Source organism: Dictyobacter halimunensis, assembly GCF_036245075.1.
This window is the reverse complement of the sequence record NZ_BSRI01000001.1, coordinates 994,642-1,011,929: the sequence shown is the minus strand read 5'-3', so window position 1 is coordinate 1,011,929 and position 17,288 is coordinate 994,642. Positions and strand designations below refer to the sequence as shown.

Genomic DNA, 17,288 nt, shown 5'->3' with positions numbered 1-17,288 from the left:
TTCTGTAAAAATTTGATCACTCTGTATGGATTCTAACAACCAGAAACGAAAAACGTATCAGCATCATCGCGAGAGCCAGCGAGAGCGGATTCTGGAAGCGGCTAAAACGTTATTTATCCGCGACGGCATCGATCATGTAAACATTGGTGATATTGCTGCTGCTGCACACATTTCTCGCATGACGCTCTACGAATATTATCCCAACAAGCAAGAAGTTGCCTGGGCCATTTTCCAGAAACTTGTAGAAGATATGCAGACTGATCCCCCTGGTCAACTGCTACAATCGGATGGAAACGGTTTCCAGCGCATCGAGCACACGGTACTGCTATTACTCGATTTGTTGGAGCAACACCCGGAACATCTGCGTTTCATCGTTGAGTTCAATTCGCTCTATGCACGCGAGGGCAACCCCGCTCGTGTAAGGCACATCGTTGAGCAAGCCTGGCCTGGAGGCCGCGACCCACTCGCTCAGATGATCCAGCAGGGCATTACGGATGGATCGCTTCGCCCGGATCTGGACCCCAACCTGCTCTCTTCTGCCATCTGGAATCTGCTTAATGGCATGAATAGCCGCTTTGCGCTGCTGGGCGACCTCATCTGTGAAGAGTATGGTCAGCCAGTAATGGAGATATATCGGGAGATCTGTCGCGCTTTTCTGCGCGGCATCCAATCTCCCCTTCATCTCAGGAGGAAGCACCATGATCAAACAACCCTTCGATCTCGATTGGGAATACTCTGAGGCGTCTGGCATGATGGCGCAGTTCTTTGCCCAATGGCAGCCCATCAACTTGCCGCACGATGCCATGATTGGCAAACCACGCGCTGCCAACAACCCATCCGGCAGTCACGGTGGGTATTTCCCAGGCAATGTCGCTAATTACCGCAAAAAGTTTTTTGCGCCAGAAGACTGGAAGGGACAAAGCGTGCAACTGGAGTTTGAAGGCGTCTACATGAACGCCGAAGTCAGTGTTAACCGCCAGTTGTTACGCTTGCAGCCGTACGGATACACCAGTTTTGTGGTAGATATCACCCCAGCCCTGGCTTATGGGCAGGAAAACGAGGTAATGGTCTCCGCGAACACTACAGCTCAACCGAATTCGCGCTGGTATTCCGGGACAGGCATTTATAGACATGTATGGTTGCGCAGGGGAGGAGATATCCACATCAAGCCCTGGGGAATATTTGTCACGACCCCCATTGTCGATCCAGCCGCCTCGGTTATCCACGTCTCTACTGAGCTCGCAAGCATATCCGAAAGCCACGATGGAGCTATCTTGCGTACCACCATCTTCAATGGAGAGAGCATGGAGATTGCTCAGACCGAAACGCCGCTAAAAGGGTTCTTCGTTCAGCAAACCTTGCTGGTGAAGGAAGCCAGGCTGTGGTCAGTGGATAAACCCTATCTCTATACGTTGTTGAGCGAAGTGCTCCTGGGAGATTCGGTGATTGACACAGAGACAACCACCTTTGGTATTCGCTCGATTCGTGTAGATGCTCAGAACGGCTTCCGACTAAACGGCGTCCCGCTGAAATTGAAGGGAGGCTGTATCCATCACGATCATGGTCCATTAGGCGCTGCCAGCTACGACCGTGCTGAAGAGCGCAAAGTCGAAGTGTTGAAATCCGCCGGGTTTAACGCCTTGCGCTCCGCCCACAACCCGCCCGCACCAGCGCTGCTGGATGCCTGCGATCGTCTGGGTCTGCTGGTGATCGATGAAACCTTCGATTGCTGGCGTCAGGGCAAGAATCCCAACGATTATCACGTCTATTTTGAGGAATGGTGGCAGCGCGATACAGCAGCGCTGGTCAAGCGAGATCGCAACCACCCTTCAGTGATTATGTGGTCAATTGGCAATGAGATCCTGGAGGCTCTAGGTATTCCCGATGGGGCCAGTTGGTCTCGTCGCCAGGCGGATTTCGTACGCAGTCTGGATAGCACGCGCTTTGTAACCTCCGCGATCCTCATGTACGTTGACTTTGAGGAAAGCGGTGTTCTTAACCAGCTTGAACCTTCCCCGGTTCCAGATGATCCAGAAAAAGACATCTGGGCAAAGATGACCACTGAGTTCGCTCAACCCCTGGATGTGGTTGGCTATAACTACATGCACCAGCGCTACGCAGGAGATGGAGCACGCTATCCATGCCGAATCATTGCCGGAACCGAGACCTGGCCCCACATGGCCTATGACTATTGGGAAGAGACGGAACGGCTACCCCATGTGATCGGCGATTTTGTCTGGACCGCGTGGGATTATCTGGGTGAAGCCGGGATCGGGCAGGTGACCTCTGATGGTAAACTCGCCTTTGCTGCTCCGTATCCCTATCACCTGGCGAATACGGGCGATTTTGATACCTGTGGCTTCAAACGCCCACAATCTTTTTATCGTGATCTGCTCTGGGGAGTGCGGACCGAGCCGTTCATTGGAGTCCTCGATCCACAACTTGCCGACAAACCGCTCAAATTCCTGCCCTGGGGATGGGAACCCGTCATTGAGAGCTGGACCTTTCCCGGTGCAGAAGACAGATCTACCCGGGTTGATATCTATGCTGTGGATGAGGAAGTGGAGCTGTTCATCAATGGAGTTTCGTTCGGGCGCAAGCCCGTCAGCCAGAACAAGGCTACCTTTGATGCTATCTACCAGCCTGGTATCGTCGAGGCAGTCAGTTACTGTGGAGGGGAAAAGAGGGGCCATACCTCCTTGAAAACCGCTGGTGCCCCGGCTGCTCTGCGTCTGACGCCTGATCGCAGTACCATTAACAGTACATACGGCGATTTGGCCTATATCACGGTGAACATCGTGGATCAGGACGGAGATGTCGTGCCAACCGCTGAGCATGAAGTCTCGTTCGAGGTGTCAGGGGCCGGAGAACTCATTGCGCTTGGAACGGCAAACCCGTTGTCCGAGGAACCATATGTGGGCAAGCAGCGCAAAGCCTGGCATGGGCGCTTACTGGCCATAGTGCGTAGTAACGGGCAAACTGGTGACATCATATTCAGCGCGCACGCCGATGGGTTGCCCTCCTCAGAAATCAGATTGAGCGCGGCTGTACAACGAGCCAACTGATCCATACTTCAGGTTCTGCTGCATACTCTTCCTCACCGACCTGCATGCCAGACAGGAGAGTATGCAGAGGCCGAGGATCACTTCCAACGCACCCTGACTCTCCCTCTGGCAGCAAACGCAATCGCATTAGCTCACATCGATCAAGAGCCCTTCGTTGCTGCGCAGATGGACCGTGGAGAGATCGATAGAGCCTTCACGATCGACCCGCGTAGACAGCGTGATGGAGCCATGTTCCCCTATGGGCAGATGAACCACCTGCTCTTGTGCCGAAAAGTTGAGCAGAACCAGGTAGCGCTGGTCGTCGTGCTGGCGCAGGTAGGCGAGACAGTCAGCGTTCTTCTGCTCAACAGCCTGATAAGAGCCCCTATTCAGGGCCGGCAGTGAGCGTCGCAGATGCATCAAGGTACGCGTGAGCATCAACAGAGCATGGGGATTTTGCCGTTCAACCTCGACGTTGTAGGTCTGGTAATCATCAGCGATCGGAAGCCAGGACGTGACTTCTGGCGCTGTAAAACCAGCGTTAGGACCGCTATTCCACTGCATTGGTGTACGCTGCATATCACGACTCAGCTCTGGATTGTCCTTCCCCTGTGGGTCATGGATAAACTCGCGTGGGATGGGAAAGTCTTGCATGCCTAGTTCGTCACCGTAATAGCAGGTGGGGGTTCCGCGTAGCGTGAGCAGGAGTAACTGTGCCAGAGGCGCCTGTGCGCGCCCTACGCGTTTGGCGATGCGAGGGCGGTCATGGTTGCTGAGAACCCAGTTGGGCCAGGCCTCCCCGGGGAGAATCGCCTCGTACGCCTCGATGATCTCGCGGATGGCACTGGCTTCCCAATGTCGCATCGTGACTAATTGAAAGTTGAAGGGCAGGTGGATTTCGTCAAGCTGCTCTCCATAGTACTGGACCAGGCGCGGGAGGGGCATATAGAGCTCGCCGATCAGCATGCGTTGCTCATAGCTATCGATAATGGCGCGCATCTCACGTACAATAGCATGCATGCCTGGCAGGTCTTTGTTATATAGGGATAGCTGATAGTCGATGGGATGATCACCCGGCTTCCATTCGGGGTTGGGCGGGTTATCGCGAAAGTGCTCATCCTTGACGAGCCTTGAAAGGACATCGATCCGGAAACCGTCGATGCCACGATCAAGCCAGAAGTGCAGGACGTCATACATCGCTTCGCGCACAGCTGGATTACGCCAATTCAGGTCGGGCTGTTTCACATCGAACATGTGCAAGTAGTATTGCCCGGTCTGCTCATCAAATTGCCAGGCAGGGCCGCCAAATGGGCTGATCCAGTTATTTGGGGGACCGCCATCCGGGGCAGGATCACGCCAGATGTACCAATCGCGCTTCTCGTTCGTCAGGCTGGAGCGCGATTGTTGGAACCAGGGATGCTCATCGGAGGTGTGGTTGGGCACATAGTCCATGATAATCTTGAGGTCACGCTTGTGCGCCTCCTGGACGAAGGTGTCCAGATCCTCAAGTGTTCCAAAGAGCGGATGAATATCCGTGTAATTAGAAATGTCGTAGCCAAAATCCGCCATCGGCGACGGATAAATGGGAGAAAGCCAGATGGCATCCACGCCAAGCCAACTCAAATAATCCAACTTGCTGATGATACCGGGGAGATCTCCAACACCATCATTATTACTATCCTGAAAACTATGTGGGTAAATTTGATAAATGATGCCCGTTTGCCACCAGGTATACGTTTTTGCCATAGATTCTCTACACCTTAAACTAGATCCAGGGTTGCGGGCAGCTGGCGTCCAGGGGTACTCGGCACCAACATCACTGCCCCAAACGGCCAGCCCAAACCAGCCATGAGCCTATTTTGAACTGGTGCGAAACCGCTATTGAAAAGGGCTTTAGGATCGACATTGAAGCTGGCTCTCGATACGTCTAATAGGTGAGAACGCCACCATCAGCATTCAAGGCCTGCCCGGTCATATAATGCGAGTCTGGGCCAACTAGAAATGAGACGATCGCGGCGACGTCGGCTCCATCGCCCATGTAGCCCAGTGGGATACGGGCGTTGCGTTCGACGTGTATCTCGGCTGGCGCCTGTCCTGTTATCCGGCCGATTTCATGGTCAACCATATCCTGCATGGATGTTTCAATCATGCCTGGACAGACCGCGTTGACACGCACTCCGTACCTGGCAGCATATAGGGCCAGTGTTTTCGTCATGGCCAGTACCGCCGCCTTGCTGACATTATAAATAGGATGATAGGTCGTGCTGGCCATCTTCCCGGCAATAGAGGCTATATTGACGATGCGCCCGTTATTCTTCTGCTCTATCATGTGCCTGAGAGCCATCTGGCAACAGAAATAGGTGGCCTTGGCGTTGACATCCATGATGTGATCCCAATGTTCTTCGTTCACATCAAGGGGTAAGGCGATGCGCTGAACGCCCGCGTTGTTGACCAGTGCATCCAGACGGTGAAAGGTCGAAAGGGCTGACTCGATCATGCGCTGGCGGTCTTCCGCATGCAGGATGTTTAATGAAAGAGCAATCGCCTCGCCTCCGTTCGCACGAATTTCATCGGCAACGCGTGCAACGGCATCACCTTGCAGATCTACCAGGACAACGTTCATTCCATCCTGACTCAAGCGTAATGCTATGGCACGACCGATGCCCTGTCCAGCGCCGGTGACAATCGCGACCTGTCCTTTTACAGACTGTTCCATGTTGGCTTCCTTTCCTGCTCCTTGAATGTGTGCTAGGGTAGGCAGCGTTTTTTGTCCACATTGAGAACTTGTGGCTTGCCTGCTCTGTGCGAGACGCCGTGGAGGTTTTGAGAAAGAACCGCGAGACCGCTCCCGCATCTCTGGGATGCGCTCCTTTTCCTCTTCAAAGTTTCATTATAGACGACAATGTCAACAATGCACTATGGCTCTTTCCCTCATGCGAATGGGGGTGTCTGGGGCGTCATCTGGAGGCCCTGGGCCCGTGCGAGGACTATCAGTTAGACACGGGAAGGATTTCCAAGGCCTTTATAGTTGATGGAAAGGCTGGGTTCCCTTCATAAATGGGCGCTGGAATGAACTATAGCCTCTCAACCTCGTAGCGGGTACGCCAGTAAGGTGAGCTTCATTTCCTCTTCGGCTTTTTGCAGCCGTTTTATTTGCTGTTCTGAAAGTTGCGCCAGTCTCTCTGACGATTTTGCTGTAACACCTGGGGATTCTGTGCGAATATGCTCATAGGCCACTAAGACTAAGCCCAGTTCTCCCTCGATCTCTTGTATACGCTTCTTCTGCTCTATTGAGAGTTGTGCCAGTTGTACTGCTGGTTCCAATGCAACGAGTAGACATCCTAATTCTGTCTCTAATGCATGTAGGTTTTCTTCTCGCGTCTTATCCAGATGCGCAAATTTCATCTGTGGAGTGACCATTCCAGGCCCCCTTTCAAACTCAAAGATACCTATCCGGGTCAGATCACTTTCTTATATTCGTTGAAAAAAGAGAAGTACTGCCTCATCCAGTGTATGGTTTTTTTGCTCTCTAACTATGGAACTATTCAAAACGACCGTATGATACTCTTCATTCTTGCTGTAGGCGTCAGCATTAGTAGGAAACTGCCCATTCTTCTTACGTATGGCATATCAAAAATGAATTGGATCGAAAAAACACCATAAACATTGAAGCCCGGCTCACTTTGCCTACTTGCTATCAGTGTACCGCCCATACGAAATTATATTCATCCAGATGATGATGTGTAGAACAGTAAGCACAGGTAACAACACATGATCAATTGAATATGGTTCGGTGGCTCTCTTTGAATCTCTGGCGCCGCGCGCTCAATGCGTGCTCATACGAAGAGCGAGGTCCTTAAAGATGCATCTATCGATGACGTGAAAGATGAAGAACGGTAATCTCTCTATCAGTTTTCAAAGGGCCAGCGTGATGTGTCATCTGAGGAGATCGGCTGATCAGCCGGTCTCCCTGGAAAGGCCTTTCCTTTAGAGGATGTATATTTCCTGGCTAGATACGGCCACGCCACTGCTGAAACAGTTGATCAAAGTTACCCTCGGGATCGCGGTACCATTTGTCAGAGCCCAATTGGAGCGGCGAAATACTCCGTTGGGGCAGTTCACCGGCCTCTACAAGGTGCGCGAACTCGCGCATGGCCTCACCCGACGGCTTGACCGTGCCATTGTAGCGGGTCAAGCCAAAGAATCGCTCGTGGACGTTGAGTTTGAACGGGAGCTTTTCCCATAACGAGGGATCGTAGTCCGAGAACATCCAGCCAAAGGCGCCCAGCGAGCCACAGCGGGCCAGTTTGGTGAGCACCTCGCGATAGTAGCGACCACCATCGGCATCCGACGCGACGTATTGCCAGTGAAGCTTGCCTGCTCGCTCAATGGTGATATGTTTTGACTCATCGCCTTTCTCCGAGCTTGCATAGCCGAACTCTTCCAGCAGCACAGATTTTCCACCCAATGCCTCGGTGATCAGGTTGGCCAGAGGGACCACATCGCTGTTCAATGGATCATCCTGCGCGGTCAGGCTGTAGTAGATACTGTACGCCGTTGCCTTCATTTTCATGCGCAATTCTCCCACTACCGTCCCGCAGCCATCGGCAGGAGGCGAACGGGAGAATCGGTTGGTGAGCCGCGAGTAGCCCATGATCGCGCGGCATTGTGTGCTTACCGTACGCGTGGTGTTTAGAAGGGGAGCTTGGGGTAGCGCTGAATCAGCATTTCCAGTATCCAGGTAATGGGTGTGACAGCACTATAGAGAAAGAGATAAAAGGCGAGTAGGAAAAGCGTGAAGAGCGTCGAGAACAGCAGCAGGCTACGGCTTTTTTGCCGCTCTTTGAATATGGCTAGAATACCTTTGGTCAGCCCAAGCGGATTGGTCAGGACGTCCCAGCTATTGAAACGTAGAAAGCGACCGATGTAGATCCCAATGTTGGAGAGGAAGAGATATACCACGATCACGAGCCAGGAAAAAACGGGCGCGAGATAGAGATCCAGGATTCGATGGATCAACAGCAGCGAGAAGCCTCCCAGCAACACGCCACAGAGAGCCAGCGAGAGAATGACGATCGTATCGAACCAGAAAGGGACGGTATTCACCTCTTCCTTGAGATGATGGAACTCGGTGACCAGGTAGGTGGAATTAGGGAAGAAGACAAACCAGATACATAAGAGCAGGATGACTAGCCAGAGTTGTGTGGTAAGTGACGTTAAAAAGAAGAAAAGAGCTATACTGACGCATATAATTGGTATCCAGGACAGAAAAAGATTGAGCAGCATTGGTTTGTGAACCGGGTACGCGAAGATTCTGGCCCGTGCATATAAAAGGGCGATAGTTAAAATGGAGAAAATGATAACACTCCCAAGCATTGGTAGAAGTAATGCAGTTGTGATAACCAGTGCAAAATGCTGACCCAGCATAAATTTTCCTCCTTTACTATATTAAGAGCATATATTATACTAAAAGCGTACCGATTTCAACACTATCCCTCCTATTCAAAGCCATTAAAAAGTCTTTTTTGCCGCCTTCGGCGGCGGCGAGGGGGAAAAGGAATGAGTGGGGACGCCCCACTCCCCGCTGATTGCTCCTTATTTCGCCATATCCTGGTGGCGAAATTTCCATAAGGCCAGCAGAAAGAAGAGCAGGGTGTAGCATGCAACCCCAAGTATGGCTTGATATTGTGTCGGCTGCAGTGCATTCGCTTCAACCTGCATATGTGCCAGCGTATAGTTCTGGCTTGCCAGTGTGCTTGCCAGGCCCGAAGGGAGAAAAAATACGCCGTGCGCAAAGATCTGTCCCAGTCGAGGGGCCATCGATCTGAGCAGAGGTTCGATAATCGTACTGAACGCGATAGCTCCTCCCACCGCAATCATACTTGAACGGCTCAGGACCACCAGGAGCAAGGTTAATGCTGCATATGGTAGGAGTGCATATGCGGTTCGTATATACGCGAGTAGCAATTGAATGACGTCCAGCCGATCCAGTTGGAGTGAATGTTGGAGCTGGAACGAGAAGAAGAGACTCAATAGACCTACACTGACAATGCAGACGCCAACGATGAGCAGCGCGGTACAGAGAGCGAGCACCCCTTTGGCACAAAAGAGCTCTGAACGTGCGATCCCCTTACTGAGCCAGAGTCGTATGGTTCCCCAAGAATATTCCTGCGCAAAAATGACGCCGGTAATGATAATCAGGGCATAGGTCCCATAGGAGTTCCAGGCTGAACTGCCAATAGCATAATTGAGACCAAATACAAAGCAGCCCGGCCATGTAAGGGATGATACATTGTGGGTGCCTGGAACCAGCATGTTGTATAGAAATAGAGCCGTGCTGACGCCTAATACAATGAACGCTACGACGCTCAGGCTGACCCAGGGGAGGAGACGATGATAGGCTTTGTTTAATTCCAGGTGTAATACATTGAGAAACATGCTCAAACCTTTCATAATACTTGCAGAGACATTGAGATCACGAGCGTGCCTGCTCTGTTAATTGCAGAAAGATGCTTTCCAGGTCCGGACGCACAATGTGGACCTCGTGTGGAACAAGCTGATGCTGTACCAGGTAGATGATCGCTTCTTCGCTGGTGATCCCTTCTACCTCAATGGATTGATCGGCTACCTGGACGATACGGAGCCGCCCGTGCTGGCGCAGAACGGGTAGGGCCCGTTCTGGCTGCGCAAATGTCAGGCGTATCGTCTCGGTTGCCTGGCTGGTTAAATCTTTGATCGATCGTTGGGTGAGTACACGCCCATGCTGCATGACGGCTATGCGATCGCAGATAAGCTCAACTTCGTGGAGCAGATGGCTACTCAGAATAATGGTAATCCCTTGCTCTTTCAAGGAATGGAGGAGGGCACGTAACTCATAGATACCGGCGGGATCCAGGCCGTTTGTCGGTTCATCGAGAATCAGGAGTCTGGGCTGATTAAAGAGCGCAATGGCGACTCCAAGCCGTTGTTTCATGCCCGTAGAAAAGTGCCTGGCCTTTTTCTTATCGGCTGGATTCAAGCCTACCATCTCTAACGTCCGGTCAACATGGGCAGTGGGCAGATGGGGATAGAGGATCGAGAGCTGCTTTAAATTCGCGCGTGCCGAGAGATCTGGCATAAATGCCGGGAACTCCACCAGGGCCCCTACCTGGCGCAGGGGCCGAGTGTGCAGCGGTGTGATCTCCTGTCCCATGAGAAAGATTTTTCCCGCCGTGGGATAGATCAGCCCGAGCAGCATGCCGATCGTGGTGGATTTACCCGCACCATTGGGACCAAGAAAGCCAAAGATCTCTCCTTGCTGTACCTGGAGCGAGACGTCTTCTACGGAATGGACTGTGCCGTAATATTTTTGTAAGTGCTGAGCCTCTAGTAACAGATTCTGGTGCATATAGTGTCCTTTAGCTAACTTGCAGTTGGGTGGCGACAAATGAGCTCACAACAATCTGCTGGTTCTCTACCAGCAATACCGCTGTCTGCCCACGTGAAATGTCACCCGTGATCATGGCATTGGCCAGCGCGTTGTCGATATAGACCTGGATGGTCCGGCGCAGGGGACGGGCGCCATATTCGGGGTGAAATCCCTTTTCCAGCAGAAAGTCCGCGACGCCTTCACCGATGACGAGCTCTATCTCTAGTTCCTGCAGACGTACCCTGACCTGTTGCAAAAGCAGATGCACAATGCGGTAGAGCTCGGCGGTCTGTAGCGGATGGAACAGGATGATCTGGTCGATGCGGTTCAAGAACTCTGGATGGAAGTGTTGCTTGAGTGCCTCGGCAATCTGTGGAGGATAATTCTCCTCGGGTGCGACGACATCTTTTCCCCTGGTCTGGAAGCCGAGCGACGTGCCGCGTTTGAGCATACTGCTCCCAATGTTGCTGGTCATGATGAGCAGCGTATTCTTAAAATCAATGGTGCGTCCCTGCCCATCGGTCAGGCGCCCATCATCAAAGACCTGCAGGAGCGCGTTAAAGACGTTGGGATGCGCTTTCTCAATCTCATCAAAGAGCACGACGCTGTAGGGATGACGTCGAATCTGTTCCGTGAGTTGTCCGGCCTGCTCATAGCCAATATAGCCAGGAGGGCTGCCAAAGAGGCGCGCCACCGAATGTTGTTCCATATATTCAGACATGTCCAGCCTGATCAGACGGTCTTCTGAACCAAAGAGCTCTATCGCCAGGGCTTTTGCCATCTCGGTCTTGCCGACACCGGTCTGGCCTAAGAAGAGGAACGAGCCGATGGGCCGATTGTAATCTTTGAGGCCTGTGTGGGAACGACGAATGGCATTGCTGACCGCCTTGATGGCTTCATCTTGTCCAATCACATATTTGTGCAGATCGGCCTCTAACGTGCTGAGGTGCTGATACTCATTTTTGAGGATCTGATTGACCGGGATGTTTGCCCATAAGGCGACGATGCGGGCAACATGTTCGAGTGTGACCGCCGTCTGCTGCGTTCCTGCTGGCGTCCTCTGGCTCACGAGAGCTTTTTCCTGTTCCAGTCTGTAGAGCAGCATCTCCTCTTGCTGTTGCATTTGAGCTGCCAATGCGGCGTCATTGGCGTTGAGTGCCAGCTCTTTTTGGACTTGTATCTTGACGATCTGTCGTTGTAGGTCTGTGAGCCTGTCTAGTTGGCTGCTTTTGTGCTGCTCAAGGAGCTCCAGGTGTAACATTGAGCAGGCCTCATCGATCGCATCGATGGCTTTATCGGGGAGAAAGCGATCATGGATATAGCGGCTTGAAAACTTGACTGCTCCTTTGATGGCCTCGTCTGTAATCGTGACGTTATGGAAGGTTTCATAATGCGGACGGAGCGTCTGCAGCATGGCGATTGTTTCTTCGATGGTGGGCTCATCGACCAGGATAGGCTGAAAGCGGCGCTCCAGGGCGGGATCTTTCTCGACGTCCTGGCGATATTCTTTCAGCGTGGTGGCGCCAATGCAGCGCAACTCACCACGCGCCAGGGCGGGTTTCATGATATCAGCTGCTCCCAGAGCCCCTTCGGCGGCTCCTGTATTGACGACGCTATGCAGCTCATCAATAAAGAGAATGATTTCAGGTGAGCGCTGCACTTCTTCAATAAGCAGTTTTAAGCGTTGCTCAAACTGACCACGCAAAGACGATCCTGCCAGCAGGCTTCCCATCGAAAGCGAAATAATGCGCTTGTTTTGGAGCGTTGCTGGCACATCACCCCGCTGAATGCGGGAGGCGAGCCCTTCAACAATGGCGGTTTTGCCCACTCCAGGTTCTCCAACCAGCACCGGATTATTCTTCTGCCTGCGCCCCAGAACAGTGATGAGACGATGCAGAATATGGTCACGCTGGACGATGGGATCCAGCTTTCCCTGTGCCGCTTCCAGCGTGAGATCGCGTCCATAATGATCTAACGTCGGCGTGGCGCTGGGTGCTTTTTGTGCGTCCGCCTTCTCTGCATGCTCATGTTTTGCCGGTATATTGGAGGCGTTATTTGGATCCTTTTCTGGAAAGGCATTGCTTGTATTTCCAGCGCCAATGAGCTCTCCCAGACAAAACGCGCAGAGGAAATTGGATTCCGTTTGCCCATTTTGTACATGATCAATGCGAACCCGTGCTAGGTTGATCTGACAACGCTCACATTTCATGGCTGCCAGGCTCCTTTCTGTTTCTTTCCCACTGCAAAGCTTTATCGGTGAGAAAATAGCTGCCGTATTTCACTGCAAGCATACTTGGCGCGCTGTTTGCTGGAGTGTTAATTGCTGCGTTATGTGTACGCGACAGGTCGATGGGCGCCCGGCGTGTGTCGCTGACAGACGGCATACCCGAGCGCTCTCACCTGCGGCGCTCCACCATCAACAATGAGTTGGTGCGCCAGGTGCGCATTCGCATACCGGCGCACCAACTCATACAACCAGTGTAGACGCCTGTGCAGGGCGTTCATGCCAGCTGGTAAGAAGCGTGCAAGGCGATCCTGCCCCAGGCTTACCGGTGCAGGGCGATGGTGGGTTGGCGGGAGGGGGAATGCATTAACCAGACATACCCGTCCTCAAGATTGGGCGCGACCGCGGTGGCATGCATATTCGCAGGTGGTGTACCGACAATGCGATACTGCATGTTGGCCCCCATATTCATGCTTGAGACAATGACAAAATGCTGATCATCCTGCTGCAAGGGACCTGCAGTGGTGACATTCCAGACCCTGTTTTGCGTTTCATTGATCAGATCTGCAATCGTGCCCTTAAAAATAATCTGACCACTCCTCATCATGGCGATGTTCTGGCAGGTCTGTGCGATATCTTCTACAATATGGGTTGAGAGCAGAACAACGCGATTGCCACCCAGGCTGGAAAGCAGATTACGGAACCGGATGCGCTCCTCTGGATCGAGGCCAGCGGTGGGTTCGTCGACAATCAAGAACTTGGGATCGTTGAGCAGCGCCTGGGCAATGCCAGCACGGCGTTTCATACCACCCGAGTACGTTTTGAGTTTCCGGTTGGCGACCTGGCTCAGGGCCACCAGCTCAAGCAGCTCTTCCACCCGTTTATGACGAGCCTTTTTATCGCTGAGTCCCTTGAGGATGCCAATATAATCGAGGAACTCACGGGCGCTCAGATCTGGATATGTGCCGAGCTCCTGTGGGAGATAGCCGAGAATGCGCTTAATCTCTGTGCGTCCCTGCGCCGTCATGCCATTGTACTCACCAACAGAGAGCTCGCCACTTGTTCCCTGCAGGATGCCGGCCAGGATACGCATCAAGGTCGTCTTACCTGCTCCGTTTGGTCCGAGCAGACCAAACATGCCATTGGGAATGTCTAAGGTTAAGCCATTGAGCGCGTGCACGTTGCCGCGATATATTTTTTCTAAATCTTTGATGTGGATCTCCACGCTATTTTCTCCTTTATGGTGTTGTAGGTTCTCGCCAGGGTCCATGGCCGTCAATGTGATGGTTGCGTACGTGCTCGCTCTACATTCTGGCTCTCTGCCACTGTTGGAGCTTGCTTATCAGCAGCACGACCAGCAGTGCCAGCGCGATCAGCAGCACCAGGCTGGCGCTCCCTTGAATGGCGTTGGCTTTGGCAACCGGGAAGATACTGGTCCCAAAGAAGCCAAGACTCATGTAGCCTCCAGCGGGCGTGAGAATGGTGGTGCTCAAGGTGGGAATGCCTTTGGGCTGGTAAAGATTGCCCCAGAACCAGTATCCGACAAAGCCAATCTGGTAGAGTGGTACCCAGATGAATGCTGGTACGCTTACCGAGAACGCTCCTACAAAGAGGAGGCCAGGAATAACGACCGTCGCGAATGTCGCCAGGGCCATTGGTAATGCGACAAAGCTTCCCGTCTGCGCGATAATGACGCCTATACCAACGAAGAATAGCAGCACGATGGGGATCGCGGTCGCGATGGTGGCACCAAGAAATTTGCCATAGAGGCGCGCCGTCTGGGATCCGGGGGTAACTGTGAGTATCTCATCAATATGTGTGCGTTTGTCTCTCTGCAGGCGATCAGCCAGCAGAACACCGAACGCGACTGGCAAGATGTAATTGAGCAGATCGGTCCAGTACACCACGACGCGCAAAATAGGGAACTGCTTCAGATGTGCGACCACATCGGTAAAGCCTTGCACGCGCGACATGATGCCTAACATGAATAGCTCTACCAGCACCATGGCTACCCATACGGTTGGACGCTTAAACTGCATTTTAAACTCATATGCACATGCGCCTCGCAGTACGCTGAGTGTTTCATTCATTACTCTTCACTCGCACCTTTCAATAAGCCCTCTGTATTGTGTAGGAGCCACCAGCCGACCGGGAGAAGAACGATCCCGGTGGACAGGACCTCCAGGCGATTCGTCATCCAGTAGCTGATTTGTGGCGCCACGATCGTTGGGAAGAGGAAAAGTGGTTGTAGCCAGCTCGTCGTCTCGACCAGGTGGGTCATGAAAAGAATCTGTACGATCCATACCGCTCCCAGAATCGCGCTGCTGGCTGATCGACTTCTCGTCAAGAGCGATGACACCAGGGCGACCGCGACAAACCAGAATGTCGTGGCGATCCATGAGAACTGGAGACCAAAGAATTGCCCGAACGAGTTCGTGCGTTTGAGCTGATCTGGTAGAAATGTCAGATGTAGCAGGGTTGGGATGATTGAGATGAGCAGGCCAAAGGCGATAGACCAGGCTACGATGAGCGCCAGGCGCAAGATAGAGGTATTATGATATTTGCGTGGCATGGTCAATTGTATTTCCAGTGCGGGATCCTGCGTTGCCGATGTGGCGACCACGATACCGGTCACAATCGGGAGAAACAGTTCAAATCCTGATGATATGAAACGTTCTAGATGGACCCCCAGGAAGCGCAGCAAGAACGCGAAGGCGATAAAGCCCGCTGCGAGAGCAATGGGAAGCCAGATAACCCGTTTTCCCATTACCCGCAGCTCATACGATAGACGAGTAAACAATGGTGGCTCCTTCTGACTAAGATGCTAAAGATGACAAAGAGGCTGCATCGTATACCAGGTTTGCGTGTGTGGACAGCCAGGTATTCGTCACGTTTAAGGCCAGCGTGCAGAGCCATTGGTCAACGTTGAGTCGCTTTAGTTGTATTTCCGAGCATTGACCCAGCATGTTGTACGCCCGACTGAAGATCTCGTTGAGGATCTCTGTGGTTGCTGGAACGTTCCCAATCAAGCAATACACAACATTTTGGAAGCGGGGTCGGTACACCTTTTCTATGTCCGCAAAGGTCTTATCAAAATCATTGACCAGTTGCATGATATCTACTGTTTTGCTTGAGTTCATCGCGTTGTTTCTCCTCTTGCTCATGGAGAGTGAGCTAAAGCTCTCCCTCTCTACAGTGCGATAGCATGCCGCTACACGTTGATCGATATACGATGCAAGAATATCTCTCTCCTGTCATAGATCAGTGTAACGGCATTTACTGCCTCAGTCATGCTGTCTATTGCGTACTTTTCCTACCTTCCGGTAGGAATCATCCTGGATGTTTGAAAAATCCGAAAAACTGGTTGAGCGGGGTTCACAGGGGTGGCCAGCCCGTGTGGGAGGGTCAGGGGTCTCCCCTAGTCTTTTCTCTGGCCAGTGGCGTCGCCGTCGGCGTCCCCACTGGCCAGGCTCGCTCTACTGGAGCGAGAGTAATTCGTCCTGCGAGATAATCTCAGCCATCGCAACCATGATTTTGCGCGCCCCCTCAAAGGGATCGCGTGAGTGCGAGACCATCATGTTGTCTAACATAATGGTGTCTGTGGCTTGCCACTGGAAGCGTACCGCTAAGCGCTCATACAGGGCGTTAATTTCATCCATGACAGAATCTTCAATGGGACTGCCATCGCCGTAATACACGTTGCGGGGGAGATCCTTTTCGTCGAACATGGCGAGCATCGAGTCGCGCGTTGAGGCATCCAGACAGGAGATGTGATGCAGCTGGACCTGGTTGAAGAAGAGCATCTCTCCGGTATGCGGATGACGTGCGACGGCGTTGCAAAGCTGACGCGTCGACAGTTGATCATTGTCTTTCCACTCGTATTCGATGCCGGCCCGACGGCAGTAGGCTTCAACCGCAGCCTTGTTGGAGTTCTGGAAGAATTGCTGCCAGCTTACATCGAGCCCGTTGACAAAGTTGCGCACATACAGCAGCTTCTTCTCGGTCATCTTTTTAATGATGGCTGGATCAAGTTGCTGATAGATCTTGCGACAGTCGATGATGGGGGTCGCGCCTCCTTTCTCCGCCGGCTTGACGCAGTGGAAAAAGATTTTCATGGGCCAGCGATGCATATGTGAGCTCTCGTTGTGGAAAAGGATGGACTTGTCGGCTGGATATGGGGTCGATCCATACACCTTGCTACCTGGATTTTCACGCGGCAGATCCCCATATTCGTCGAACAGCTCTTTGCCAATCGACCTGGCGAACTGTTCAAATTTGGCAGGGCTATCGATATTGAAATTGCGGAAGAGTATCCCCCCGTGAGTTGCCAGCTGTTCGCGGATATAGCCCAGGTTGCTGCTGGCCCAGCTTGCCAGATTCACCCCGTCCATGGCCGGCTGGATGATTAGCGGTAATGTGCTATCCGGGCTAAAATAGCTCTCCGTTGTGAGGCGAATAGCTGATAGATCAACCTCTTCGCGTTTGCGTTGAATGTTTTTTCGTAAGCTTGCCTTTGGTCCCATGGTTGTTGACATAGCGATCGATCCTTTCATTGATGGTGCAGTGATAACGATAACAATAGGCAGAAAGCGTGGCAGTGTGTATGCTTATC

Annotated in this window: 15 protein-coding genes; 2 read left to right on the top strand and 13 right to left on the bottom strand. The window is 52.5% G+C overall.

Annotated features, from left to right (window positions below; genetic code table 11):
• The first annotated feature begins 25 nt into the window (after positions 1-25).
• Both AABA21_RS04000 and AABA21_RS03995 read left to right on the top strand, forming a co-directional pair.
• Positions 26-739, top strand: a complete 714-nt coding sequence (locus AABA21_RS04000) for a TetR/AcrR family transcriptional regulator (RefSeq protein WP_338247695.1) — start codon at positions 26-28, stop codon at positions 737-739.
• Positions 699-3,065, top strand: a complete 2,367-nt coding sequence (locus AABA21_RS03995) for a glycoside hydrolase family 2 TIM barrel-domain containing protein (protein WP_338247694.1) — start codon at positions 699-701, stop codon at positions 3,063-3,065. Before AABA21_RS04000 ends, AABA21_RS03995 begins: the two co-directional genes overlap by 41 nt.
• Before the next feature lie 126 nt (positions 3,066-3,191).
• Here the strand turns inward: AABA21_RS03995 and AABA21_RS03990 are convergent, their stop codons facing one another.
• The 13 genes from AABA21_RS03990 to AABA21_RS03930 form a co-directional block, all read right to left on the bottom strand.
• Positions 3,192-4,790, bottom strand: a complete 1,599-nt coding sequence (locus AABA21_RS03990) for an alpha-amylase family glycosyl hydrolase (RefSeq protein ID WP_338247693.1) — start codon at positions 4,788-4,790, stop codon at positions 3,192-3,194.
• A 181-nt stretch (positions 4,791-4,971) separates the two neighbouring features.
• On the bottom strand, positions 4,972-5,760 hold the full coding sequence (locus AABA21_RS03985) for an SDR family NAD(P)-dependent oxidoreductase (RefSeq protein ID WP_338247692.1): 789 nt from the start codon (positions 5,758-5,760) through the stop codon (positions 4,972-4,974).
• 368 nt (positions 5,761-6,128) lie between these two features.
• The gene (locus AABA21_RS03980; RefSeq protein ID WP_338247691.1) at positions 6,129-6,464 is read right to left on the bottom strand and encodes a hypothetical protein; all 336 of its coding nucleotides are present in this window, start codon (positions 6,462-6,464) and stop codon (positions 6,129-6,131) included.
• A 589-nt stretch (positions 6,465-7,053) separates the two neighbouring features.
• Complete coding sequence (locus tag AABA21_RS03975) at positions 7,054-7,617, bottom strand: hypothetical protein (protein WP_338247690.1); 564 nt, start codon at positions 7,615-7,617, stop codon at positions 7,054-7,056.
• Between the two features lie 119 nt (positions 7,618-7,736).
• Positions 7,737-8,471 carry a DUF1361 domain-containing protein gene (locus AABA21_RS03970; RefSeq protein ID WP_338247689.1) on the bottom strand — a complete coding sequence of 245 codons (735 nt, stop codon included), beginning with the start codon at positions 8,469-8,471 and terminating at the stop codon, positions 7,737-7,739.
• Between the two features lie 168 nt (positions 8,472-8,639).
• On the bottom strand, positions 8,640-9,482 hold the full coding sequence (locus AABA21_RS03965) for a hypothetical protein (protein WP_338247688.1): 843 nt from the start codon (positions 9,480-9,482) through the stop codon (positions 8,640-8,642).
• Between the two features lie 37 nt (positions 9,483-9,519).
• Entirely contained in the window at positions 9,520-10,431 is a 912-nt protein-coding gene (locus AABA21_RS03960) for an ABC transporter ATP-binding protein (protein ID WP_338247687.1), read from the bottom strand.
• 10 nt (positions 10,432-10,441) lie between these two features.
• Positions 10,442-12,661 (bottom strand): ATP-dependent Clp protease ATP-binding subunit, encoded by a 2,220-nt coding sequence (locus AABA21_RS03955; RefSeq protein ID WP_338247686.1) that lies wholly within the window; start codon positions 12,659-12,661, stop codon positions 10,442-10,444.
• A gap of 337 nt (positions 12,662-12,998) precedes the next feature.
• Positions 12,999-13,901 (bottom strand): ABC transporter ATP-binding protein, encoded by a 903-nt coding sequence (locus AABA21_RS03950; RefSeq protein WP_338247685.1) that lies wholly within the window; start codon positions 13,899-13,901, stop codon positions 12,999-13,001.
• Positions 13,902-13,980: 79 nt separating this feature from the next.
• On the bottom strand, positions 13,981-14,715 hold the full coding sequence (locus AABA21_RS03945; protein ID WP_338247684.1) for a hypothetical protein: 735 nt from the start codon (positions 14,713-14,715) through the stop codon (positions 13,981-13,983).
• A gap of 50 nt (positions 14,716-14,765) precedes the next feature.
• A complete protein-coding gene (locus AABA21_RS03940; RefSeq protein WP_338247683.1) occupies positions 14,766-15,476 on the bottom strand; it encodes a hypothetical protein in 711 nt (236 codons plus the stop codon).
• Between the two features lie 16 nt (positions 15,477-15,492).
• Positions 15,493-15,816 carry a hypothetical protein gene (locus AABA21_RS03935; RefSeq protein WP_338247682.1) on the bottom strand — a complete coding sequence of 108 codons (324 nt, stop codon included), beginning with the start codon at positions 15,814-15,816 and terminating at the stop codon, positions 15,493-15,495.
• Positions 15,817-16,152: 336 nt separating this feature from the next.
• A complete protein-coding gene (locus AABA21_RS03930; protein WP_338247681.1) occupies positions 16,153-17,211 on the bottom strand; it encodes a TauD/TfdA family dioxygenase in 1,059 nt (352 codons plus the stop codon).
• Positions 17,212-17,288 lie beyond the last annotated feature (77 nt).